Source organism: Actinomadura sp. NPDC023710, assembly GCF_040639875.1.
Taxonomy (GTDB): Bacteria; Actinomycetota; Actinomycetes; order Streptosporangiales; family Streptosporangiaceae; genus Spirillospora; species Spirillospora citrea.
Window position 1 is genome coordinate 79,246 of the sequence record NZ_JBFAGB010000037.1, and the last position, 22,287, is coordinate 101,532.

A 22,287-nucleotide genomic window follows, 5' to 3' on the forward strand; every position below is an offset into this window, starting at 1 on the left:
CAAACGCATCGAAGCTAGCGCCCCACGTCAGGGGTCTCGAACCGGGCGAATGAGGACTCCGCGGCACCGACGGGCTTCAGACCGACCGAGACATAGACCGGCTCGGCCTCTCCGCTATCGAGTCGCCAGAGTGCGAACTGGTCCATCTCGGTGTCAGCAAAGCGTCGCAGCAAGCGCAGCATGCTCTGAAACTCCTCGGCGGACAGCCGGTCCCCCTCATGCGCATCCACGCTGATCACGCTAACGCTCACCGACGGCTTGAGAACAAGGATCAGTCACCGGAAAACTCACCTGTCGCTTGACTCTGTAACTACATCGGAGGTCTCATCCGGCACTGTTCGCAAGCCGTGTCCTGTCCCGGGAGATGCTTGACACCTCTGTCCCATCACATGCTTGACGGATGGCTGTTCGGCTTGGTTGTCGCGTGTTCGTTTGCGGGGAGCGCGCGTCGGGGGCCGGGATTGGCACTGGTGGAGTTGTCGGTTGTCGAGCAGCGGTATCGGGCGGTGCTTCAGGGCGGGCGGGCGCACCGGTGACCGAGGTGGCGGCCAGGTTCGGGGTGTCGTCGCAGAATGATCATGCGTGGTTGCGGCGGTATCGGGCCGAGGGTTTGGCTGGGTTGGGCGACCGGTCGGCGGCCGGATTCGTGTCCGCATCGGATGAGCGCTGAAATCGAGGCGCTGGTGTGTGAACTGCGGCGTAAGCATCCCCCCGGTGGGGCCGTCCCGCCGTCCGCCGAGACCCCTCACTTACCAATAACGAAAGCCTTCGCAAACACTCACTCAGAGAGCCCTCTGCTGTACCGCTCGGCTCAGGGGCTCTCGTGGTGATGTGCGTGATGGGTTGTCAGGGTAGGTCGTGTGCTCCGCACTTGATGTCGGCGGCCAGTCGACGGAAGCGCTCCACCGGGAGGGTGATGTGGGGGCCGCTCGGGTCCTTGCTGTCACGCACGCCGACTGCCTGGGGGAAGCGCGCCAGTTCGACACAATCGGAGGTCGCACTGCCGCCGCTGTGGCTCGACTTGCGCCAATTCATCATCGATGGTTCTCCAGTTCGGCCGCCAACAGTGCCCGGGACGGGCCGACCGGGGCGGCTATGTCGCTAATACGGTCATACCTTATGGCCACCTCTTCCACATCATGTGGGTCTGTCAAAAAACGCCCCCTCGTCACCGCTTCGGTGTATGCCAGGTCGCGGCCGTCAGCACTGACGATCTTGAATGGCCCGTCGAGCCCGGGGTGCGCCCTGTCCTGCCGTTCCACGATCCGGATGCTCACGGACGGATGATCACTCAAGTCGACGAGGTGGGCAAGCTGTTCGCGCATGAGTTCCGGTGGACCGATGGGCTGTGCTAGGACCGTCCAGTTCATAATTGCCGTGAGACGCGGGGGGTTGGGCCTGTCGAACACGGCGGCCTGACGACTGAGCCGCCGGTTCAGGGCGGCCTGCGGGTCCGCTACCGCGTTGGCCGTAAACGTGGCGAGTGCGTATTCCGGTGTCTGAAACAGGCCGGGAACGTACAGCGTCTCCCACATGCGAATGCGGCTCGCGCGTCCCTCGTACTCCGTTAGCCCGGTGAACCAGTCTCCTTCTTCGCTTGCTCCGGCGAGCGTGACCAGGGACGTGAACATGCCCTGTGTCTGCCACGCTCGGTCAATGATCTCCGCGTGCTTACGAGTGAGCTTGAGCAGGCCGGACTCATATCTAGAAACAGTGGAACGATCACAGTCCAGAACGTCCGCAAGAGCCTGGCCGGTCAGACTGTGCGCCGCACGGTATCGACGCAGGTGAACGGCGATGAAGTGCCAGAGTGAGCGATCCGGGTTGAGCGCATCGCGCAGGGACATTCATGATCCCTTTCGTTGCCGTTGCTTCCAGAACGTAGCGAGCCTAGTTCTACGTAGGCACTCTTGACCTCCAAAGCGAAACAAACAGTTCAGAGGTCGTAGAGATGTCCGTATTTACCTCCGAAATTCCGACAATGTTCCTCGACCCCGATGACCGAGCGCCGGCGTTGGCGAGAGACTTCGTCGCGGCGCAGTTCCGGGAGTGGGGCTCTACCGACGACTTCATAGCGCGCCTGGTGGTGTCCGAGCTGGTGACGAACGCATGGCGGCACGGCGAGGGCCAGATCATCCTTCGCGTCTTCCGCGACGTCCGTGCGGACCTGGCGGTGATCGAGGTGTGGGACCAGGGGGCCGGACTCCCGGTGGTCGGCCCGGAGAACTTCGAGGCGACGTCGGGGCGGGGCCTGCTGCTGATGTCGCAGGTCGTGGACGACTGGGGAACCCGACCGATCACGGAAGGCGGAAAGATCGTATGGGCCAGGTGCGCCCTGTGAGCGCCCGGGTTGAGCAGTGTGTCCTGCGGTGGCGGACGTACCGGAGCGGCGCTTTGGCGGAGAGATTCCTGACCCTGTTGGCAGTGGCTTTGGAGCCTCGGGGGTGGCGTCTCGTCCGGCTCTATCGCCCGCAGGGGTTCCCGGTGCCTCTGCTCTGGGTCTATGCCGGCGGCCCCGACGATCACGTCGGGCTCGGGGTAGTCGTGCTGGCCATTCCGGGCGGCGCATGGGGATACCATGACGCCGAGCGCGGGCGGCGCGGCTACCTCGCTCCCTGCGGTGACGCCAAAGCCGCCGCCGAACAGGTCGAAGACCTGCTCAAACACCGCATGTTCCCCGGCACCTGGTAAGTCATAGAGGGACGACCAGCGAAGCAAGCCGAGGGGGTCGTTCCTCGTCCCCGACGGTGACACGGCCCTGGCTGGAGAGTTCGGGGCCGTCGCGCGGACAACGCAGGATCAAGAGGCAGTCGTAGCGGGCTTCCGTCTCCTCCGCTACCACCGAAAGAGCGACAGAGACGAAAGAGTCCTTAGTCTGCACAGACCCTCTGCTGGCAGTCCCGACGATCACGTCGGACTCGGAGTTTGCAGTACGGCTGCGCCGCCGTCCTCAGCCTCGCGGAGGGCCACCGAGCAGCGAGGCGCCACCTCGCCAGGCGTCCGGAGGCTGATTCTCAGCCGCACCGCCAGCCCGCGCTCAGGCAGGCCGGCGAATGTGCTTTACGTTCTGCACTCGTACTCCCCTTCGATCACCGGCCAGCCCCGGCAGGTGGGTGGAGTCGGCGGTCAAGATCAGCACATCAGGCTGTTGCCCTGCCGCCTCCGCACGGTCGGCGTACATGTGAGCCGTCGCGGCGACCAAAGCGTCAACAACCTCCGTCGAGTCGAACCCCGCGTCACCGATCAGCTTCCCGGCGGCGCGTGCAAGCTCCTCAGTGACAGGCTCAACGACGGTCCTAGTGCTGGACAGCGCATGGTTCAGTTTCGTGTCCCGGTCGGAGCCGCGGAGGATCTCCGTCAGCACGACACTGGACGTAACCAATCGTGCCTGCTTGCGCAGCGCTGCGGCGAAGAAGATCGCAACGTTGCGATCCGTGGCGGCCTTGTTGATGGCATCGTTGTCGAGTACCAAGACCCCGCCAAGCCTTGCAGCCCGACGGCCTCGCACGGTGCTCACTGATCTTGCGCGGACGGCCAAGCGGCGAGGGCGGCCTGGATCTCGTCCTCGCTGAACGGCCCGTGCTGTTCTTCCAGCTCGTCAACGAACTCGGCGAGGGCGTCGAGTTGGAGCTTGGCCGCGATCGCCTCATCAACGTAGGCGGAATCGGACAGGCCCAGCTTGCGGGCTTGTTCGCGGATCTCGGCCTTGCGGCCGCGGCGGATGGTGGCCGACAACTTCTCGGTCGCGCTGTGCCCACTCCCGGCCTTGCGGCGCTTCGCGACACGAAGAGGCTGGTTGGCGGTAGTTCGCTTGGCGTCCACGACTCAATCCTACCAATGGTAGGAGCGGATTGTCCTGGCGAGAGGGGTAGAACTCATGTACGAGCTAACGGAGCTTGGCCTGACGCATTTCCTCGCTGCGGGACGACAAGACAGGCTCGCGGCCTCACTCGCGATCCTCGGCCTCCGAGTACGTGGACGCCATCATGTCAACTCCTCCGCTCCCGGATCCATCCTGAAGCGCGCTACACGGAGCGCAGGTTCGGTCTTGTTTCGGTGTGCTGGGCGATCAGCTGGTCGGCTAGGACGGCCTGTAGTTGGGTGATCTTTGCTTGGGCTTCGGCGAGTTGGGCTTCAAGGTCTGAGGGTGCGTCCTGGGTGCCCTGGGTGGCGCGGATCTTGGCTAGGGCTTCTAGGGCGGTTTCGTCGGCGGTGGGGAGGGTGTGGAGGTAGCGCTCGGTTGTCGAGATCTTGCGGTGGCCGAGGCGTTCTTTGACGACCTGGAGGTCGGCGCCGCCGGCTAGGAGCCAGGAGGCGTGGGCGTGGCGGAGGTCGTGGATGCGGGGTGACCATCCGAGGTCGGCGGCGGCTCGGGCCGGGTGCCAGCAGCGGGTGCGGAACCAGTTCGCGGAGATGTGGGGGTCGTCGTCGATGACGCGTGGCTTGCGGGGGTTGTCCTTGCCCTGGGCACGACGCTCAGCTCGGTAGGCGGCGTACGCGGCTCGGCAGTGGTGGCACTTGCACTTGCCGAGGCTGTAGGCCGTGGTTGTTCCGTGGGTGTAGGTGCGGCCGCTCGGGGCTTCGAAGGTGAGGGTGTCGGGGTCCAGGAGTTCGAGGTTGGGCGGCTCGTTTCGGCGGCGGCTGAAGAACAGGTCGTCCGGGGCGAGGTCGTTGGCTTCTGCGTGGGCCTTCAGCTTGGCGACGATCTGGGGGCTGAGCTTGAAGCGGCGCCAGCGCTTGCCCTTGGGGTAGTCCTTCACCAGGAAGCGGCGGCCTTCGGGGTGGAACTTGGGGACGAGTTCGACGACGGAGCGACTGACGGTGAGGATGCCGGTGGCGAAGTCGAGGTCCTTGACGCGCAGTTCGCTCAGCTCGCCCCAGCGGAGGCCGCTCTCGATGTCGGTCTCGACCAGGAGTTGGGCGTCCGCGTCCGGGAGCGCCTCGTAGATACGGGCGAACTGGTCGGCGGTGATGATCTGGCGTGGCTTCTCGGGGACGGGGTCGGTCTTCACGCCGCGGCTGGGGTGGTAGACGAGGACGCCGTCGTTGACGGCGGTGGTGAAGATGGCGTTGAGGATCGCCGTCTTGCAGTACTTGATGCGGTAGGCGGAGGCGCCCTGCTTCTTGAGGTGCGTGATCCACTCGCGGACGGTCTCTGAGGTGATGTCCTGCAGCCTCATTTCCGCGAAGTACGGCATGACGTGTGATGCGAGGGCGTAGGAGTAGTCCTGGCGGGTCGATGCCTCGATGCGGTGGTTCGGGAACCAGCGTTCCTCGACGTAGGTGCGGAAGGTCTGGCGGGCTCGGCGGGGGTCGCCCGCCTTGCCCTCGGCGATGCGGGACTCGGCTCGTTGCCAGGCGCGGTCGGCCTCCTTGCGGGTGCCGAAGGTGCCGGCCGTCTGGCGGACGCCCCGAGCGTCGTCGTAGAGCGCTTGGTATCGGGTGCCCTCCGGCCCCTTGCGCTTGCGTGTGAAACCCATGATCCCCCGAAGATCATTTGTCACTCATTTGTCACTGGATCATGGAAATCCGAGCGACATCGGCGAGCACAGGATGGCATACGAAACGGCCCCTGACCTGCAGTTTAGCGGGTCGGAGGCGATCTCCGGGAGGTGTTCAACTGCCGCTTCCAAACTGGCTACGCGGGTTCGATTCCCGTCGCCCGCTCCCACCGAGAAGGCCCAGGTAGGAACCTTGCTTCCCCACCTGGGCCTACTTTTGTTTTCCCGGTTGCTTCGGGAGGGTCGGCCGGTGGCTGGTCGCTGGTGCCCTGCGCGGTGGTCTGGTCGGCAGTCTCGGGGCCTTTGCCTGGCCTACCGGGGTGCTCCACGCCCACGCTCGCAACCCTTCCATAGGGATGATGAACGCCCGACCGGACGGCCAACCGGGCGCGTCTGTGACGTGCGGGGCCTACGCCAGTTCACGCCGGTCTCTATGTAAACGCGCGCGTGCGAAGTTCGCACGTCCATCGAGCCCGCAGCGCCCACGTGCGTTTAACGTCGCGTCGCCACTACAAGGAGGACCGCCAGACTTACCCGGACTCGGGTCTCTCCGGACTGGGGGCGGGCCCTTGGCCAGTAGGGGTGACCGATCTCGTCTCAAGGCTGATCAAGTGGTGGCAACGAGGGGTGAGGTCGGACGGCTCGCATGCCCGGGGGGAGTCGCCGCCCTTCCTCGCATTGGATGACGCCATTGCCACGTCGGCGCCACACTGGGCGTCGATGGCGGGGCTCTCCACATCTTGGGAACCGCGCTCGGACGGCGGCAGGGGGACGTCGAATCAGCGGGTGTGCTGGTGGGGGTTCGATAGACTTACAGACACGTTTGTTCTTTCGAGGTGGGGGCGGGATGGGGCCACTCCAGCCGGGGGATCCCATTGGGGTCGGCGGGTATCGGATCCTCGCTCGGCTCGGCGCGGGCGGGATGGGCGTCGTCTATCTTGCCCGGTCGCCGGGCGGGCGGCTGGCGGCCCTCAAGCTCATCCGGCCGGACGCCGCCGACCACCCGGGCTTCCGGAGGCGGTTCCGCCGCGAGATCGCCGCCGCGGGCAGGGTCAGCGGCCTGTACACGGCTCCCGTGCTGGACGCCGACGCCGACGCGCCGCAGCCCTGGTTCGCCGCCGCCTTCGTCCCCGCGCCCACGCTGAAGGAGGCCGTCGAGGACGGCGGGGCGCTGGCCGAGCCCGCCGTCCGCGCTCTGGGCGCGGGGCTCGCCGAGGCGTTGCAGGCCGTCCACGGGGCGGGGCTGGTGCACCGCGATCTCAAGCCCGGCAACGTCCTGCTGGCCGAGGACGGCCCCAAGATCATCGACTTCGGGATCGCCAAGGTCGTCGACGCCACGCAGATCACCCGTACCGGCGGCATGATCGGCACGCTGGCGTACCTGGCGCCCGAGCAGATCGCCGGTGCCAAGGACGCGGGGCCCGGGGCGGACGTGTTCGCGCTGGGGGGCGTGCTGGTCTACGCGGCCACGGGAGCCCGGCCGTTCGGCAAGGGCGACCCGGGCGCGCTGCTCTACGAGATCATGTACGGCGACCCCGGTCTGGACGGGCTGCCCGCGTCCCTGCGGAGCATCCTGGCCGCCTGCCTGGACAAGGAACCGGCCCGGCGGCCTCCGCTCACGGACGTGATCGCGGCGCTGACCCCCGCCGACCCTTCGGCGCTCGTCTCCCCTGCTCTGCGCCGGGACCTAGCGGCCAGGGAGGCCGAGGCGAACCGGATCTCGTCCGGGCCCGTGACGTTGCCGCCGCCGCTGCCGAAAATCGAGGGGACGGCCCCCGGCGGTCTGCGGCGGCGGCGCGTGCTGGGGCTGGCCGCCGGGGCGGCGGTCGCCGTGACCGGCGTCGGCGCGGGGACGGCGGGCTGGGCCCTGGCGGGCGGGGAGTCCAGGCCCGCCAAGCCCGCGCCCCGCGGGACCGCTCTCGCCGCGGCGCCCACGCCGGCGTGGAGTTTCGTCCCGCCCGCGCCCGTCGCGTCCGACGAATCGCACCTGCTGGTCGCGGGCGGTGTCGTTCTGTGGGGCGGCGAGGACGCGACCTACGGGGTGGACGCCGCGTCCGGGCGGCGGCGGTGGACGGCGGACGTCAGCACGTTCGCGGGCTGCGCGGTCCACGGGTCGACGTTCATCCTCCCGAACGGCGGCGGTACCGACGAGAAGACGACGATCACCCTGGTCGACGCGGCGTCCGGTGAGCCGACGCATCTGCCGATGCCCGACGGCGCGTTTCCCGGTTCCGTCTTCGGCGTGGCCGGCGGCGCGGTCCTGCTGGAGTCGGGGACGTACTCGGACGAGGACACCCCGGCCGTGTGGGCCGTGGACCTCGCGGGCGGCAAGGCCCGGTGGCGGCTCCCCCTCGCCGACTCGGTCGTCAACGGCGCGGTCGACCGGAACGGCCTGTACCTCAACGTGGAGCACACCCTCAGCGCCGTCGACCTCGCCACCGGCCGCAGGCGCTGGACCGTCGACTGGTCCAGATCCGGACCGGACTGGCCGGCCCAGGGCATCGCGGTCGGCGGCGGCAGGGTCTTCGGGAACTTCGCCGACACGCTCCAGGCGGTCGACACGGCCGGCGGGAAGGCGGTGTGGTCGCGGACCACCGGCACGGGCTTCTCCTCCGTCCTGCTGACGGCCGGCAACGTGATCTTCAGGGGGGACGATCTGCACGCCCACGACCGCGCGACCGGGGCCCCCGCGTGGACGCTGGCCGGCCCGGAGAAGTTCGTCGACCAGCCGGGGCAGGGCGCGGCGTCGGACGACGTCCTCGCGGCGGCGTTCAGCGGCGGCTCGACCAACGGAGTGTTCGCCGCCACGGCCTCCGGGCGGGGGCTTTGGGCGCACTGGGGCGATGTCCCCCGCGCCAAGGAGTGGGACGTCGTCGTGTCAGGCTCGTCGATCTTCGCGACCGATCACCAGCGGCTGCTCTGCTTCCGGACGGCCTCGTGACGTCCCCGCCAGGGCCCGGGGACCCCGACCGCATCGGCAGGTACCGGGTGCTGCGGCGGCTGGGCGAGGGCGGCATGGGACGGGTCTACCTGGGCGCGTCCCCGGCCGGGCGAGCGGTCGCGATCAAGGTGGTGCGGCCGGAGCTCGCCGGGGACCCGGGGTTCCGGGCCAGGTTCCGGGCGGAGGTCGCGGCCGCCCAGCAGGTCAGCGGCGCGTTCACCAGCCCCGTGGTCGAGGCCGAGCCGGACGGGACCGTCCCGTGGCTGGCGACCGCGTACGTCAACGGCCTAAGTCTGAAGGAGACGGTCGAACGGTACGGGCCGATGCCCGAGCCGCTGCTGCGCACACTCGGCGCCGGGCTGGGCGAGGCGCTGGTCGCGATCCACGCGGCGGGGCTGCTGCACCGCGACCTCAAACCGGCCAACATCCTGCTTGCCAAGGACGGGCCCCGGGTCATCGACTTCGGCATCAGCAAGGCCGTCGACCATGACGCGTCCGCCCACGGGCCCACGCAGGCGCTCACCTCCGACGGGCAGATCATCGGCTCCCCCGGTTACATGTCCCCCGAGCAGATCCGCGGCGGGACGCTCGCCGCGTCCGCCGACGTGTTCGCCTTCGGGGCCGTGCTGGCCTTCGCCGCGACCGGCCGCCCCCCGTTCGGCAGGGGCGAGCTGCCCGCGGTCGTTCACCGGACCCTGCACGAGGCGCCCGACCTGAACGGCGTACCGGCGTCCCTTGCGCGGATGGTGGCCGCCTGCCTGAGCCGCGACCCCGGTGAACGCCCGCCCACCGACCTGCTGCCGTCACTTCTGGCGGCCGAGCCGGTGGCCCCCGGCTGGCTTCCGGGGTCCCTCGGCGAGGAGCTGCGGCAGCGGGAGGCCACGCTCCTCCTGGATCTGCGGGAGATCGCCAGGTCCCGCACCCGCCGGCGGCTGCTGCTCGGCGGTGCCGCAACCGCGGGACTCGCCGTCATCGGCGGCGGGACGGCCGCGGCACTGGCCACGGCCGGGGCCGGACGGAGGCCCGCCCCGCCGAAGCTGCTGTGGCGGACGACGATCAACGAAACCGGTGACCGGTCCTTCGCCGGCGAGGTCTTCTCCCGGACGGTCGTCTCCCACGGCCAGGCGGAGGTGTACCGCTGCCACTCGCTCGGCACCGGGCGGCAGCTGTGGTCCAGCAAGTTCTCCGTCGCGGTCACCGAACCGAACCTGATCTACGGGATCCCGGACGACGGCGACCGGCTGATCGCCATGGACGAGTCCCGCAAGGTCAGGTGGACCAGCGACGTGGCCGACGGGGACGCCACCCCCGAGCTGCTGGGGCCGGACGGCGGGACGCTCGTCCTCGCCGGCCACAACCGCGTCATCAGCGGCGTGGACGCCGCCACCGGCGAGCGGCTCTGGACCCACGAGTGGCCCGCCAAGACGTCCATCGACTTCCTCTACGGCATCACGAACCGCACCCTCGTCGCGATCGGCGTCCAGGGGTCGAACAGCCTGCTCATCGGGCTCGACACCGCGACGGGCGTGCTCCGCTGGGCCGACCCGGACGGGAGCCTGACCATCGTCCCCGAGGGCGGCGGGAACCTGATCTTCCGCAACCCGTCGGGCGTCACGCTCGACGCGCTGGCCGCCGACACCGGCCGCAGGCTCTGGACCGCCGAGCTTCCCAAGGCCGCGGCGGATCCCCACCAAGACAAGCAGCTCTCGCCAGGCTTCACCGTGGCCGGCGGGACGGTCTACACCGGCAGCCCGACCTTGTACGCCCTGGACGCGTCGACCGGCCGCGAGCGGTGGACCTACACACCGACCTCGCCCGGCGGGCAGGAGCGGAGCCTCCTCGTCAGCGGGAAGTACGCCTACATCCTCGACAACCCGCAGCTCGTCGCGCTCGACGCCCGCACCGGCCGCCGGGTCTGGTCCGTCAACACGCCCGCGGCCCTCCCCGCCCGGCTGATCGCCGCCGGCGGACTGATCTGCACCGGCGTGACCGGCACCGCGGGCGCGGGACTCTACGGCTGGGACGCCGAAACGGGCGAGCTCGTCTGGAACCACCCCGCCTCCACCTCCGTCCCGACCAAGCGCTGGGCGCTCACCACCCGCGACCGCACCCTCGTGGCCTCCCAGGACAAGACCCTGCTCGCCTTCCACCTCTCCTGAGACGGCTTCCGGCGGGTCGTCGTGCTCGGCGCCGTCCCGCGCTCGGCGCTCCACGTCGGCTGGAGGCCACCACCTGCCGCCCGGACGGCGCGGTTCTGCGGGTGTGTTCGTCTCACTCTTCGTAGTTGGGAGTGGGAGGGTGGGAGGTGTCGAGGTCAGGGAGGGATGTTGAGTACGTACGCCTACGACGTGGACCGTCACGCATTGGTGGTCTTCTGGAACACCGGGATGGGAAACGCCGCTTTCACCGTCGCGGACCTCTCCCGGAAGGTCACCGGCGATCAGGCTCAGCATCTCGCCCATGCGTTGACGCTCCTCTCGAAACAGGCTTGGCGGACCTACACGCACCCGGCATCCGCGGCCGAGGACCAGAGCGAGAACAGCGAAGGGTGGCGTCGCGAACACCATCGAGAGGCCTTCACCACGGTCGCCGATGCGCTGACCACGCCCAACCTCCCCAGTGACGGCATGCTGCTCCACTCCCACAATCCCGTCGAGGAGGCGGCGCAACAGGCCGGCCGCGCACTCCACGCCGCAGGCGACGCAGACCTGACCGCCCGAATCGTGGCCGAGATCCAGACGGAGATGAACGCGGTCGAGCAGGCGGAGCTCGGCGACCTCACCGGCCGCGCCCGGCAGGCCGTGGCGCTCACCCGCGCCGGCGCCTCCCCGGCGCAGGTCCAGGCCGCCGACAGGATCCTCTCCGACCACCCGCTCGGCAGCCGCGCCCTGTTCACCGACGTCGATCCCGTCGCCGCCTCCATCGCGGCCGCACACTGGCTGCAGGCGGCCGCCGATGTCGCGGCCGAGACATCCGGACTCGCCCCGACCCAGGTCGTCGAGGAGGCCGACAACATCGAGGCCCTCGCGCACGCCACGCCCACCGCCGTGTTGGAGAGCCTGGAGGTCGGCCTTTCCCCCTATGACGCGATCACCGGCATGATCCGGGAGGCCATGACGGCCGCCGAAGGCAAGATCCCCGATATCGAAGCCGTCCGCGACTGCATCAGCCAGGCGGACGAACTCGCCGACGAACACCAGGACCCGCGCCTACGGGACGCCCTCCTCCAAACGCTCCGCACCACCCCGCTCGACCCCATGCGGCCCGCGCACGACCTTCTCGAAGACCTTCTCGACGGAATCCGCGGATGCTGGCTCATCTACCGGGAAAGCGCGGAAACAGAGGAAGGAGCCGGCGGCCCCTTCGCCGATGCCGTACGCGCCGAGGCCAACGAGAACCAGGACCGCCTCACCTGACCACACCCGAGGCGACCGTGAGCCGGGTCGAGTGGTCCCCGTCGGCTCGCCGGCGCGCGTTGCCGCCAGTCAGGCGGTCCGGTGTCCGAAGTCAGCCGACGTGGACGACGGGGCGCTGTTCGATGTCGGGTTCGGCCTGGCGGAGGATCTCGCGGGTGAGGGGCGGGACGTCGCCGCCGCCGAAGACCAGGTAGCGCAGCAGGGCGCCGATCGGGTTGCCTTCGGCCCAGTGGAAGTAGACGTGCGGCTGCTTGCCCGTCTCATGCTGGATGTGGAGCAGGATCGCCGCGATCGCGTTGGGGATGCTCGGGGTCTCGGTGCGCAGGATGCGGTACCCGTGCCGGTCCTCGCCCGTGACGCGCACGGTGGACTCGAACTCGGACGCGTCGGACACGGTGAGTTCGAGGAACAGCAGCCCCTCCTCGGCGCGCAGGCGGTGCAACTCCCAGGCCTCCTGCGCCTTGTCCAGGTACTCCTGGCGGTCGCGCTCGTCGGGCTCGTTGGCGATGATCCGCAGCTCGCCGCGCTCGTCGAGGAACTCGCGGGCCTTCCCGTCGAACTCGACGTCGGTGATGCGCAGTTCGGTGGAGCGGGTGGCGCGGGAGATCAGCGACGTGACGACGATCGCCACGCAGAACACCACGGCGATCACCAGGCCGTCGGGCCGTTCGATGATGTTGGCGATCGTGGCGTAGGTGAAGATCAGGGTGACGATGCCGAAGGCGGCGCCGACGCGGCGGCGGCCGCGCTTCCAGGCGGCCAGCGTCGCGGCGACCGCGGCGGACAGGATCAGCGCGAGGACGCCGGTGGCGTAGGCGCCGCCCTGCGTCTCGACCTGGGCTCCGAACAGCAGCGTGATCGCGAACGAGACGAGGGTGAAGATCAGGACCATCGGGCGGGTGGCGCGGGTCCAGTCCGGTGCCATCCCGTAGCGCGGCAGGTACCGGGGGACGATGTTGATCAGCCCGGCCATGGCGGAGGCGCCGGCGAACCACAGGATCGCGACCGTGCTGAGGTCGTAGGCGCTGCCGAACCAGTCCCCGAGGTTCTCGTGCGCGAGATAGGCCAGCGCTCGGCCGTTGGCCTTCCCGCCCTCCTCGAACTCCTTCTCGGGGATCAGCACGCTGGTGGCGAAGCTGGAGGTGACCAGGAAGACGCTCATGATGACCGCGGCCGTGGTCAGCAGCTTGCGGGCGCCCTGGATCCGCCGGTTCAGGTCACCCTTGACCAGGGGCATCACGGCCACCCCGGTCTCGAACCCCGACAGTCCGAGGGCGAGCTTGGGCATCACGAACAGCGAGACGGCGACCATGACCAGCGGGTTGGAGTGCTCGGCGGTCAGCGCGTGCTTCCAGTCGGTGACCAGACCCGGGTCGGACGCCACCTTGGCCAGGGCGGTCCCCACCACGACGACGTTCAGCACCAGGTACACCGCGACCAGGACGACCGCGATCGAGATCGCCTCGCTGAACCCCACCAGGAAGACCGCGCCCAGCGCCGCGATCAGCACCAGTGTGACCGGGATCTGCCAGCCCGCGACGGCGTCCGGCGCGAACGGGTTGTGCAGCAGGTGAGCGGTGGCGTCGGCGGCCGACAGCGTGATCGTCACGATGAACGCGGTGGCGACGAAGCCGAGCAGGAACAGCACCAGGAGCTTGCCGCGCCAGCCGGGCAGCAGCCGTTCCAGCATCGACAACGACCCCAGCCCGTGCGGGCTCTGCCCCGCCACCGCCCGGTAGACCGGAAGAGCCCCGAAGAGGGTCAGCGCCACCAGCAGCAGGGTGGCGATCGGGCTCAGCGCCCCGGCCGCCAAGGCGGCGATGCCCGGCTGGTAGCCCAGGGTGGAGAAGTAGTCGACACCGGTCAGGCACATGACCTGCCACCAGGTGTGCTGCCTGTGCGGCGCGTCCTCGTGATGGGACGGCTGCTTCTTGTGCGGGCCCGGCTTGTGCCCCGGCCGGTGCAGTCCCTGAAGCAGCCAGCGCCGCATCCCTGAGTCCCCGTCAGGCTTCAGTGACGTGTCCATCCGGCCGCCCCCAGGATCGATTCGCGAGCCCGCACACAATACTGGCGACAACGGTCACCCGCGCCCCGGCCCCGCGATCTCCCGATATCTCAACCTGCGGAACCTTCGGGCCGGTCCTGGCAGAGAGCCCGAGGTGGGGGCGCGCGCCGGCGCCCTGCGCCGTCGGTCAGGCGACGAGGTGGCGTGCGAGCTGGTGGAGGTGCGCGCGGAACCTCTGCCGCGTTTCCGGATCGCGGGGCTCCCGCCGTACTCCGTCCGTGTCCACGATGCCCTTCTGGGAGAAGGCGAGGATGGTCCAGGTGAGCGTGCGCATGACCATGCCGGCGTCCAGGTCGTCGGCGACGGCCCCGCGCACCATCGCGATCACCCGGCCGAGTTCCGGTCCGCCGAACATGGCGTCCAGCTGTGGAATGTCGCTCGCGTCCGACAGCCAGCGCTGCATCCAGAAGGCGCCCAGTTCCGGGGTGTCCAGGCAGAGGTCCAGGTACTCGTCCAGAAGCCGCCACAGGCCGTCGAGATCCGGGGTGTAGACCGCCTCCACCGCGCGCAACCGCTCGATGCGCCGCCTGTGGACTCGCTTCAGCACCGTCATGAAGACACCGCGTTTGCCCCCATGACGCTCGACCAGCGTCGCGAGGTCGACCCCGGCGGCTTCAGCGATCATCTCGTTGGTGACCGCGTCGTACCCCAGTTCGCTGAGCAGCCTCCCCGCCACAGCCAGCAGCCGCTCCTCCACCGACTCCTCGTCGGGACGGGACATGTCGCTCACCGGCCTCCTGGACTCGCCCTGCTCACCTTTCCTCTCTGTGCAGTGTTTCCGCAGGTAGACGACTTACTCGGCCGTGGCCGGGGGTTCGTCCGCCGGCACCGGGCATCGCCCGTCCGCCGGTGGCGGATCCGCAGGGGGCTGTTGACCTCGCCGCACCCTCATCATACATTCACTCGTTAGATGTATGAATGGATGAGGTGGGGAGATGCCGGGAGAGACGGCTGTGGTGCTGGGTGGGAGCGTGGCGGGGCTGTGCGCCGCGGGGGTGCTCGCCAGGCATTTCGAGAAGGTGGTCGTGCTGGAGCGGGATCGGCTGCCGCCGGGGGCCGAGCACCGGCGGGGCGTTCCGCAGAGCAAGCACCCGCACTTCCTTCTCAACTCCGGCCGGCGTGCGATCGGTGAGATCTTTCCCGGGTTCGAGGAGGCGCTGATCGCCGCCGGCGGGATGCACCTGATGCCGTCGATGGACGCGGCCTACTGCGAGAACGACGGCTGGGCCCCGCGCAAAACGGGATCGATGACGATGGTGTACAGCTCCCGGGTGCTGATCGAGCGGGTTCTGCGCGACAAGGTTCGCGAGCTGCCGGCCGTCGAGATCCGCGAGGGCGTGACCGTCACCGGGCTTCGCACGACGGGTGGTCGCGTCGAGGGGGTCGAGTGCGACAGCGGCCATCTGCCCGCCGATCTGGTCGTCGACGCGCTGGGACGTGGCTCTTCGGTCGTGGAATGGCTCGGCGCGGACGGGTGGGCCGCGCCGCCGGAGAAGACTCTCGACGCCAAGGTCACCTATACCTCGCGCTGGTACGACCTGCCCCCGGCAGAGCGGCGTCCGGAGACGTGGTGGTGGAAGCACCTGGTCATCACTCCGACGCAGGACGACGGGGACCACCCTGCCGAGCACGAGTTCCTCAGCAACTTCTTCCCCATCGAGGGGGAGCGCGCCATCGTGTGCATGGGGTCGTGGGGTATCCAGATGCCGCGCAAGGTCGAAGCGTTCGAGACCGCTCTGGACCGCGTGCGGACACCGGTGTTCGCGCAGGCGGCCCGTGCCTGCACTCCGACCTCCGCGGTGCACGTGACCCGTGCGACCGGCAACAAGTGGCGCCGCTTCGACCTGCTGAAGGCGCCCCCGATCGGGCTGGTGTCCATCGGTGACTCGATCTGCGCCTTCAACCCCTTCTACGCCCAGGGGATGAGCTCCGCCGCCCGCTCCGCGCTCATCCTCGACGAGGTGCTGCGCAGGCGTGAGGCCATCGACCTCGCCTTCGCGCGCGACTTCCTCGGCAGGCAGAAGAAGTCCCTTCAGGTGCCCTGGATGCTGGCCATGGCCCGTGACCAGGCCTACGACTTCGCGACCGGGACCGAAGTCGCCGCCGCCTGGCGCCGCGCGCTCACCTCGCGCCTGAGCTGGCCGGTCTTCAACGCCATCACCGCCGCGAGCCGCGAGGACGCCTACGTCGAACGGACGTTCGCCCAGGTGTTCAACCTCGACAGGTCACTCGGGCAGATGGCCGCCGATCCGCGGTTCTGGTTCGGCATCGCGCGCTACAGGCTGCGGCAACGGCTCGGGCGCACCGTCGTGCCCCACGGGTTCGACGACCGGCGGGATCCGCCCGGCATCGACTTCACCGGTTACACCGGCCCTCGCGGTGCCTCGCCGGCCCGCGGTGACGACCTCGTCGGCACCTGACGCCAGGGAGCGGCTCATGGGTTACACCTGCGATCCGGCGGCCGAGCGCGTCGCCGGGAAACTCGGTTTCTCCTGCCACGACGCCGATCCCGTGGTGACCTTCCGCAACCCGTTCGACCTTGCGGACGGCACCATGGCGGTGCTCGAACTGCTCATCGTCGGCGGCGCGGTGTTCGCCCTGGTCCACGCGTGGCGGCGGTGGCGGCGCGACGGCGACCCGGTCAACATCTCGCTGTGGTTCGCCTCGGTCGTCTACCTGGCCGTGATCGAACCGCCGCTTTACTTCCCCGGCTGGTTCGGTCTGCAGGACCACGTCGGGTTCATCTTCTCCCACAACGTGTTCACCGTGCAGTTCATGTACGACCGGTTGCCGCTCTACATCGTGGCCTTCTATCCCGCGATCTCCCAGCTCGCCTACGAGCTCGTCCGGGCCCTGGGCGTCTTCGCACGGCGGGGGCCGCTGGTCGGCTCGGTGGCGGTCGCGTTCGCCTGCCAGGTCTTCTACGAGGTCTTCGACCAGCTCGGTCCCCAGCTGAGGTGGTGGGCGTGGAACACCGCGAACGCGAAGATCAACCAACCGGCGCTCGCCTCGGTGCCGATGAACAGCATGCTGCTCTTCGCCTCGGTCTCCTTCGGCGCGATGACCTACCTCGTCGTCCGCCTGGTCGGTGACAGGGACGGCCGTGGAGCGCTCGCCGGCCGGCAGATCGGCCCGCGCGCCGTCGTCGCCGGCGCCGTGACACCCCTGGCGATGATCGTCGTCAGCGCCCCCAGCGGCGCCTTCGAGGGCCGTCTCGGCGTCCAGCAGGCCATCCTCGCCGCCGAGCTCGCCGCGGTCTGGATCGCCGGCCTCCTCCTTCTCGCCGACGCCTGGCGCGCGGGGCGCGCCGGCAGGGCCGCCCCGGTGGTGTCGCCGCTGTTCGCGCGGACGTATCCGGCGCTCTACCTCGGCGTCCACATCGTCTTCTGGCTCGTCGCGCTGCCGGCGTACCTCGCCTCGACCGACGGCGTCACCGAGCAGGGCACGCCGACCGGCAGCCTGTGGTACGTCGCGCTGTGCTCCGCCGCCGCCGCCGGAATGATCGTGGCCGCGCTCCGTGCGAGCGTGCCGCGAGGGGCGGCGGAGCCTGTGCGATCCTAAAGCCCATGGGGCACCACGGCTGGGGAGGCCGGCCTCCCGCATCAGAGGCCGAGGCCCGGCAGCGCATCGTCGACGCGACCGTCCGCTGCATCGACAGGCACGGCGTCGCCAAGACGACCCTGTCCGACGTCGCGAACGAACTCGGTGTGACCCGGCAGACCGTCTACCGCCACTTCGGCCGCATCAGCGACATCATCGGCGAGGTCGCGGCCCAGGGCGCCGAGTCGTTCGTCGACCGGCTGATCGCCCACCTCCAGGGCATCGGCGATCCGGCCGAGGCCGTGGTCGAGGGCATGCTCTTCTGTGTGCGGACCATCCCGAACGAGCCGCGGCTGAGCCTGCTGCTGCAGCTCGAGGACTCCGCCGCCTTCGGCCGCGGGGCCACCACCGCGGATGCCATCGCCTACGGCGCCGAGATGCTGCAGCGCTTCCCCGTCGACTGGGCGGCCGCCGGTGTGGGCGAGGACGACCTCGACGGCCTCGCCGAGATCGTCATGCGCCTGCTGACCTCGCTGCTGCAGCACCCGAGCGAGCCGCCGAGGGACGAGGCCGAGGTCCGTGCCGTCCTGAACCGCTGGCTGGCCCCCGGCCTGCGCACCGGCGGGCCGCGCCGGGTGTGATCACCCCGTCAGACGGGGGTGATCGGCAGGGGGCGGCGCGGCTGGAAGGCGAAGGCGGTGCCGGTGCTGAAGCGGACGACGGCCACCTCGCCGGGCTCCGGGGTCGGGTCGTCGCGGCGGACGACGGTCAGTTGCCATCCGCCGCCGCCGGGACCGGTCACCTCGACGTCGAGATGGACGTCCGCGGCGCGGACGGCGGCCTGGAGCGCGGTCGTCCATTCGGGGCCGCAGAGCGAGATCCAGGCGCCGTCCTCATGCGCGGCGGACGGACGGACGGCGACGGTCGCGCCGTTGATGTCGGCGTCGACGTAGGCGGCGGGGTTGAGGAGGGGGTGCACCGCGAGAAGACGGGCCGCTCCCTCCGGGTCGCGCGGCAGGTCCAGGGCGCGGACGAGCCTCTCGGCGGCGACACCGGCGATGCCGACGAGCTGCTTGCGCCGGATGCGGAGCAGGTCTTCGGCGCCGGCGGCCCGGCGGGCCACTGAGAGCGTGAAGGCCCGGTTGAGCAGGTGCATCTGGAGGCAGACCTCGTCGGCGATCCGGGACAGCGCGGAACGGGAGAAGGCCGCGAAGTCCAGGTCGGAGAGCAGGGGCCCGGAGTAGTCGGCGAGCCCGTCGTCCGACGGGTCGATCGGTGCGAGTTCGAGGGTCGCGGCGCGGGAACGCTCGTTGTCGGCGAGGAGGGGGATGCCCTCCGCGTCCGGGTGGGACTCGTCGATGACCACGGTCCACGCGCAGTGGGGGTGCCGGTCGGCGGGCCGGCGCGGCGGCCGGTGGATCGGCCGCACCTGGGCCTTGGGGTTGGTCGCGACCGCGGTGGCGTCGAAGGTGGGGTCCTCGATGTCGTGGCACATGGACCGGACGTAGTCGTCGCCCATCGGCTCCACGTCCATCAGGGCGCCGCAGTGGTCGAGGTGGAACTCGCCGTGCCACCGGTCGTGAACGGTGTAGCGGAAGTCCATGAACTGCGGTGGGGCGCCGATGTCGAGCTGCAGGCCCTTGAAGATGGTCGGGACGTCGCCCTTCCCGGGCTCGTCGGGGGCGTAGCCGAGCGCCCGCTGCATCCGCCTGGTGTAGATCGGGCTCGACGCCGCCCACTCCTCGATCGCGATCCGCGCCATCTCCTCCCTTCCGAACGCGGAGATGCACCACGCCATCCCGGAGCGGTCGATGAGCTGCCCGATCAGGAGCAGCTCGGGTACGACGACCGCGAGTTCCCCGCGGGTCAGGTCGGCGTACCGGCCCGGAGGTGTCACCGGCGGGTGGGACATCTGCGGATCTCCTCGGTCTTCGGGCGGGCGGAGGATGCGGATGACCCCATACTAGAACGCGTTCCAGCAGAACTGGAAGAGTGTCCGGACAGGTGTCCGACTCGTTGACCGGCCGACGATCACCATTGCGGTGGCGCTGAACCGAGCCTTATGCTGGACATGTGTCCAGCCAACTGGCCGGGGCGGCGCGGTGACCGCCGAGAACGGCCACTGGCCCGTTGCTCGATAACGCGTTCTACCACCTAGGCCCACGCCCGCCGAGAAGGCCGGGGTCGTTCGCCCCACCCCCTGGGAGGACTGCAGGTGCACGCTGATCGGGCCCCTGGCCTGCGCTCCCCCGCGTCCGATCGCTCGACGCGCACGTCCCGGGCGGTGCGCCGGGCGTCCGCAGGGGGCGATCCCGCCGCCCGGCCGCCCCGGGCCCACTGGACGGCCGGCACCGTTCTCACCCGTCGAGGAGCATCATGGCCATCCGCGTCCTGCACGTGGCCACCGGCAACGTCGGCCGCATCGCCCTGGCACAGCTGATCGAGGATCCCCGCTTCGAACTGGCCGGGCTGGTCGTGTCGAGTCCCGGGAAGGTCGGGCGCGACGCCGGCGAACTCGCCGGGCTCGACGTGGTCACGGGGGTCGCGGCCACCGCCGACCTGGAGGCGGCGCTCGCCGCGCGGCCGGAGTGCACCGTCTACTGCGCGATCGGCGAGACCCGGTTGTCCGGCGCCCTGGCCGACATCGGGAAGATCCTCGCCGCGGGCAGCAACGTCGTCGCCTCCTCGCCGGTGCCGCTGATCTACCCCTGGGGGCTGCTGCCGGACCGCATGATCCGTCCCGTCGAGGACGCCTGCCGGGCGGGCGGGACGAGCATCTTCGTCACCGGAGTGGACCCCGGCTGGGTGAACGACCTGCTGCCCTTCGCGATCGCGAGCACCTGCCAGCGGGTGGAGCAGGTGCGCTGCTCGGAGATCGCCGACTACGCGACCTATGACGGCGGCCCGGTCATGCTCGACTTCATGGGCTTCGGACGTCCGGTGGGGGATCTGCCGAAGATTTTGCGACCGGGGACGCTGGCCGCGTCGTGGGGCGTCAGCCTCCGGATGCTGGCCCGGGGGTTCGGTTTCGAGCTCGACGAGATCACCGAGTGGTTCGAGCAGGAGCCGGCGCCGGAGGCGTTCGACGTGGCCGCCGGGCACATCCCCGCGGGCGGGATGGCGGCCGTCCGGTTCCAGATCAGCGGCGTCGTCGGCGGCAAGGAGGTCCTCGTCATCGACCACACGACCCGGCTGCGCGGCGACCTGCGTCCGGACTGGCCGCAGCCGGCGCAGGACGGCGGCTCCTACCGGGTCGAGATCGTCGGTGAGCCGTCCTACCGCGTCGACGTCTGCCCGACCAGCGCCAAGGGAGACCACAACTACGCCGCCATCGCCGCGGGCGCCGGGCGCGTCGTCAACGCGATCCCCGACGTCATCGCGGCGGCGCCGGGACTGCGGACGCCGCTCGACCTGCCTTTCACCACCGCCCGCGGCGTCTTCGCGGCGGCGCTGACCGACTAGGGCACCCCGACAGAAGGGACGGCAACCATGGGACGTGTGGACGGGAAGACCGCTCTGATCAGCGGCGGGGCCCGCGGCATCGGCGCGGCCAGTGCCCGGGCCCTGGCCGCCGAGGGCGCCAGGATCGTCATCGGCGACATCCTCGACGAGGAGGGCAAGGCCGTCGCGGACGAGCTCGGCGACGCGGGACGCTACGTGCACCTCGACGTGACCAGCGAGGACGACTGGGCGGCCGCCGTCGAGACCACCGTCGCCGAGTTCGGCGCGCTGAACGTGCTGTTCAACAACGCGGGGATCGCCAACGGCGCGGCCATCAACCGTTTCAAGCCGGAGAAGTGGCGGCAGATCATCGACGTCAACCTCACCGGCCCGTTCCTCGGCATCCGCGCGGCCACCGACGCGCTGATCGCCGCCGGGGGCGGTTCGATCATCAACAACTCCTCCATCGAGGGCCTTCGCGGCACCTCCTGGGCGCACGGCTACGTGGCCTCGAAGTGGGGGCTGCGGGGCCTGACCAAGTCGGTCGCCGTGGAGCTCGCCCCGCACGGCGTCCGAGTCAACTCGCTGCATCCCGGGCTGATCCGGACGCCGCTCACCGAGGGCATCCCCGACGACATGGTCCCGATCCCCCTCGGACGGCCCGGCCTGCCCGAGGACGTCGCCTCCTTCGTCGTCTTCCTCGCCAGCGACGAGTCGTCCTTCGCCACCGGATCCGAGTTCGTCATCGACGGAGGGACCGTCCAGCAGATCCCCCACAAGGGCTGACCCGGGGCGCGCGGCGCCCCAGCCGGACCTCGCACGACGCATCACCGGCTCATCCGGCGCCGGACTCATCGGGCTCTACACGCGCAGCAGGACCGGCCAGGTCATCGGGCCGACGATCCCGTCGTCGTCGACGCGACCCCATCGCTGGACCGCCTTCACGGCCGCCTCGGTGGTGGCGTCGAACATGCCGTTGATCGAGACCTCGGAGTGGCTGCGCGCCAGCAGGAGACCCTGCACGGTCTGCACGTCCTCCCCGGTGGCTCCTCTGGCGAGCGTCGGGAGGTTCTTCACCATGTTCTCCGTCCAGTCGTCGTAAGCGGGCCGTCCGTAGCCGGCGATGACGCCGGCCGCGCGGACGCGGCGCTTCACCGCGTCATCGGTGTTGGCCTCGATCGTCTGGAGCCGCCCGCCGCCGAGGACCTTCTCGACGACGCCGACATGGTCGATCGCGCCGACACTGTTGGTGGCGCCCCAGTCGAAGAACACGATGTCGCCAGGCTTCGCCTGGTCGACGCTCGCGGTCGTCCCGCTGTGCCAGCGCCCGGCCTTCTGGAAGTCCTGCGCGTGCCACACGGTGTAGGCGCGGTCCCCGCCGGG

The 22,287-nt window shown here is 69.9% G+C and carries 20 protein-coding genes and 1 pseudogene; 11 read left to right on the forward strand and 10 right to left on the reverse strand.

Annotated features, from left to right (window positions below):
- Positions 1-14: 14 nt before the first annotated feature.
- On the reverse strand, positions 15-230 hold the full coding sequence (locus AB0H37_RS34140; RefSeq protein ID WP_360616884.1) for a hypothetical protein: 216 nt from the start codon (positions 228-230) through the stop codon (positions 15-17).
- A gap of 246 nt (positions 231-476) precedes the next feature.
- On the opposite strand from AB0H37_RS34140, the pseudogene AB0H37_RS34145 reads away from it, so the two are divergent.
- Positions 477-710, forward strand: a pseudogene (locus tag AB0H37_RS34145) (leucine zipper domain-containing protein); the annotation flags it as partial.
- 136 nt (positions 711-846) lie between these two features.
- Here the strand turns inward: AB0H37_RS34145 and AB0H37_RS34150 are convergent.
- Both AB0H37_RS34150 and AB0H37_RS34155 read right to left on the reverse strand, forming a co-directional pair.
- Positions 847-1,038 carry a DUF397 domain-containing protein gene (locus AB0H37_RS34150; protein WP_360616885.1) on the reverse strand — a complete coding sequence of 64 codons (192 nt, stop codon included), beginning with the start codon at positions 1,036-1,038 and terminating at the stop codon, positions 847-849.
- Positions 1,035-1,847: a helix-turn-helix transcriptional regulator gene (locus AB0H37_RS34155; RefSeq protein WP_360616886.1), complete on the reverse strand. Its 813-nt coding sequence runs from the start codon at positions 1,845-1,847 to the stop codon at positions 1,035-1,037. Before AB0H37_RS34155 ends, AB0H37_RS34150 begins: the two co-directional genes overlap by 4 nt.
- Positions 1,848-2,014: 167 nt before the next feature.
- Between AB0H37_RS34155 and AB0H37_RS34160 the strand changes: the two genes are divergently transcribed.
- A complete protein-coding gene (locus AB0H37_RS34160) occupies positions 2,015-2,341 on the forward strand; it encodes an ATP-binding protein (protein ID WP_360616887.1) in 327 nt (108 codons plus the stop codon).
- A gap of 143 nt (positions 2,342-2,484) precedes the next feature.
- Positions 2,485-2,691 (forward strand): hypothetical protein, encoded by a 207-nt coding sequence (locus AB0H37_RS34165; RefSeq protein WP_360616888.1) that lies wholly within the window; start codon positions 2,485-2,487, stop codon positions 2,689-2,691.
- A 346-nt stretch (positions 2,692-3,037) separates the two neighbouring features.
- Here the strand turns inward: AB0H37_RS34165 and AB0H37_RS34170 are convergent, their stop codons facing one another.
- The 3 genes from AB0H37_RS34170 to AB0H37_RS34180 form a co-directional block, all read right to left on the reverse strand.
- A complete protein-coding gene (locus tag AB0H37_RS34170; protein WP_360616889.1) occupies positions 3,038-3,472 on the reverse strand; it encodes a PIN domain-containing protein in 435 nt (144 codons plus the stop codon).
- Positions 3,473-3,513: 41 nt separating this feature from the next.
- Entirely contained in the window at positions 3,514-3,822 is a 309-nt protein-coding gene (locus tag AB0H37_RS34175; protein WP_360616890.1) for a hypothetical protein, read from the reverse strand.
- A 203-nt stretch (positions 3,823-4,025) separates the two neighbouring features.
- Positions 4,026-5,480, reverse strand: a complete 1,455-nt coding sequence (locus AB0H37_RS34180; protein WP_360616891.1) for a tyrosine-type recombinase/integrase — start codon at positions 5,478-5,480, stop codon at positions 4,026-4,028.
- A gap of 868 nt (positions 5,481-6,348) precedes the next feature.
- Here AB0H37_RS34180 and AB0H37_RS34185 point away from each other — a divergent pair.
- The 3 genes from AB0H37_RS34185 (at position 6,349) to AB0H37_RS34195 (ending at position 11,858) form a co-directional block, all read left to right on the forward strand.
- A complete protein-coding gene (locus AB0H37_RS34185) occupies positions 6,349-8,442 on the forward strand; it encodes a PQQ-binding-like beta-propeller repeat protein (RefSeq protein WP_360616892.1) in 2,094 nt (697 codons plus the stop codon).
- Entirely contained in the window at positions 8,439-10,601 is a 2,163-nt protein-coding gene (locus AB0H37_RS34190) for a serine/threonine-protein kinase (protein WP_360616893.1), read from the forward strand. The genes AB0H37_RS34185 and AB0H37_RS34190 overlap by 4 nt, the downstream gene beginning before the upstream one ends.
- Before the next feature lie 189 nt (positions 10,602-10,790).
- Positions 10,791-11,858, forward strand: coding sequence for a hypothetical protein (locus AB0H37_RS34195; protein ID WP_360616894.1), 1,068 nt, complete (start codon positions 10,791-10,793; stop codon positions 11,856-11,858).
- Positions 11,859-11,949: 91 nt separating this feature from the next.
- On the opposite strand, the gene AB0H37_RS34200 is transcribed toward AB0H37_RS34195, so the two are convergent.
- Positions 11,950-13,848: an amino acid transporter gene (locus tag AB0H37_RS34200; RefSeq protein WP_360616895.1), complete on the reverse strand. Its 1,899-nt coding sequence runs from the start codon at positions 13,846-13,848 to the stop codon at positions 11,950-11,952.
- Positions 13,849-14,050: 202 nt separating this feature from the next.
- Entirely contained in the window at positions 14,051-14,644 is a 594-nt protein-coding gene (locus tag AB0H37_RS34205) for a TetR/AcrR family transcriptional regulator (RefSeq protein ID WP_329098590.1), read from the reverse strand.
- 214 nt (positions 14,645-14,858) lie between these two features.
- Between AB0H37_RS34205 and AB0H37_RS34210 the strand changes: the two genes are divergently transcribed.
- The 3 genes from AB0H37_RS34210 to AB0H37_RS34220 are packed head-to-tail and all read left to right on the forward strand — an operon-like array spanning position 14,859 to position 18,104.
- Entirely contained in the window at positions 14,859-16,343 is a 1,485-nt protein-coding gene (locus AB0H37_RS34210) for a hypothetical protein (RefSeq protein WP_360616896.1), read from the forward strand.
- Between the two features lie 16 nt (positions 16,344-16,359).
- Complete coding sequence (locus AB0H37_RS34215; RefSeq protein ID WP_360616897.1) at positions 16,360-17,484, forward strand: hypothetical protein; 1,125 nt, start codon at positions 16,360-16,362, stop codon at positions 17,482-17,484.
- A 5-nt stretch (positions 17,485-17,489) separates the two neighbouring features.
- Positions 17,490-18,104: a TetR/AcrR family transcriptional regulator gene (locus AB0H37_RS34220; RefSeq protein ID WP_360616898.1), complete on the forward strand. Its 615-nt coding sequence runs from the start codon at positions 17,490-17,492 to the stop codon at positions 18,102-18,104.
- A gap of 8 nt (positions 18,105-18,112) precedes the next feature.
- Here the strand turns inward: AB0H37_RS34220 and AB0H37_RS34225 are convergent, their stop codons facing one another.
- Complete coding sequence (locus AB0H37_RS34225; protein WP_360616899.1) at positions 18,113-19,375, reverse strand: hypothetical protein; 1,263 nt, start codon at positions 19,373-19,375, stop codon at positions 18,113-18,115.
- A 464-nt stretch (positions 19,376-19,839) separates the two neighbouring features.
- Between AB0H37_RS34225 and AB0H37_RS34230 the strand changes: the two genes are divergently transcribed.
- Both AB0H37_RS34230 and AB0H37_RS34235 read left to right on the forward strand, forming a co-directional pair.
- Positions 19,840-20,925 carry a dihydrodipicolinate reductase gene (locus tag AB0H37_RS34230; RefSeq protein ID WP_360616900.1) on the forward strand — a complete coding sequence of 362 codons (1,086 nt, stop codon included), beginning with the start codon at positions 19,840-19,842 and terminating at the stop codon, positions 20,923-20,925.
- A gap of 27 nt (positions 20,926-20,952) precedes the next feature.
- Entirely contained in the window at positions 20,953-21,690 is a 738-nt protein-coding gene (locus AB0H37_RS34235) for a glucose 1-dehydrogenase (RefSeq protein WP_179836696.1), read from the forward strand.
- 75 nt (positions 21,691-21,765) lie between these two features.
- Here the strand turns inward: AB0H37_RS34235 and AB0H37_RS34240 are convergent.
- Positions 21,766-22,287: peptidoglycan-binding protein (locus AB0H37_RS34240; RefSeq protein ID WP_360616901.1), on the reverse strand; the 522-nt coding region annotated here is incomplete at its 5' end.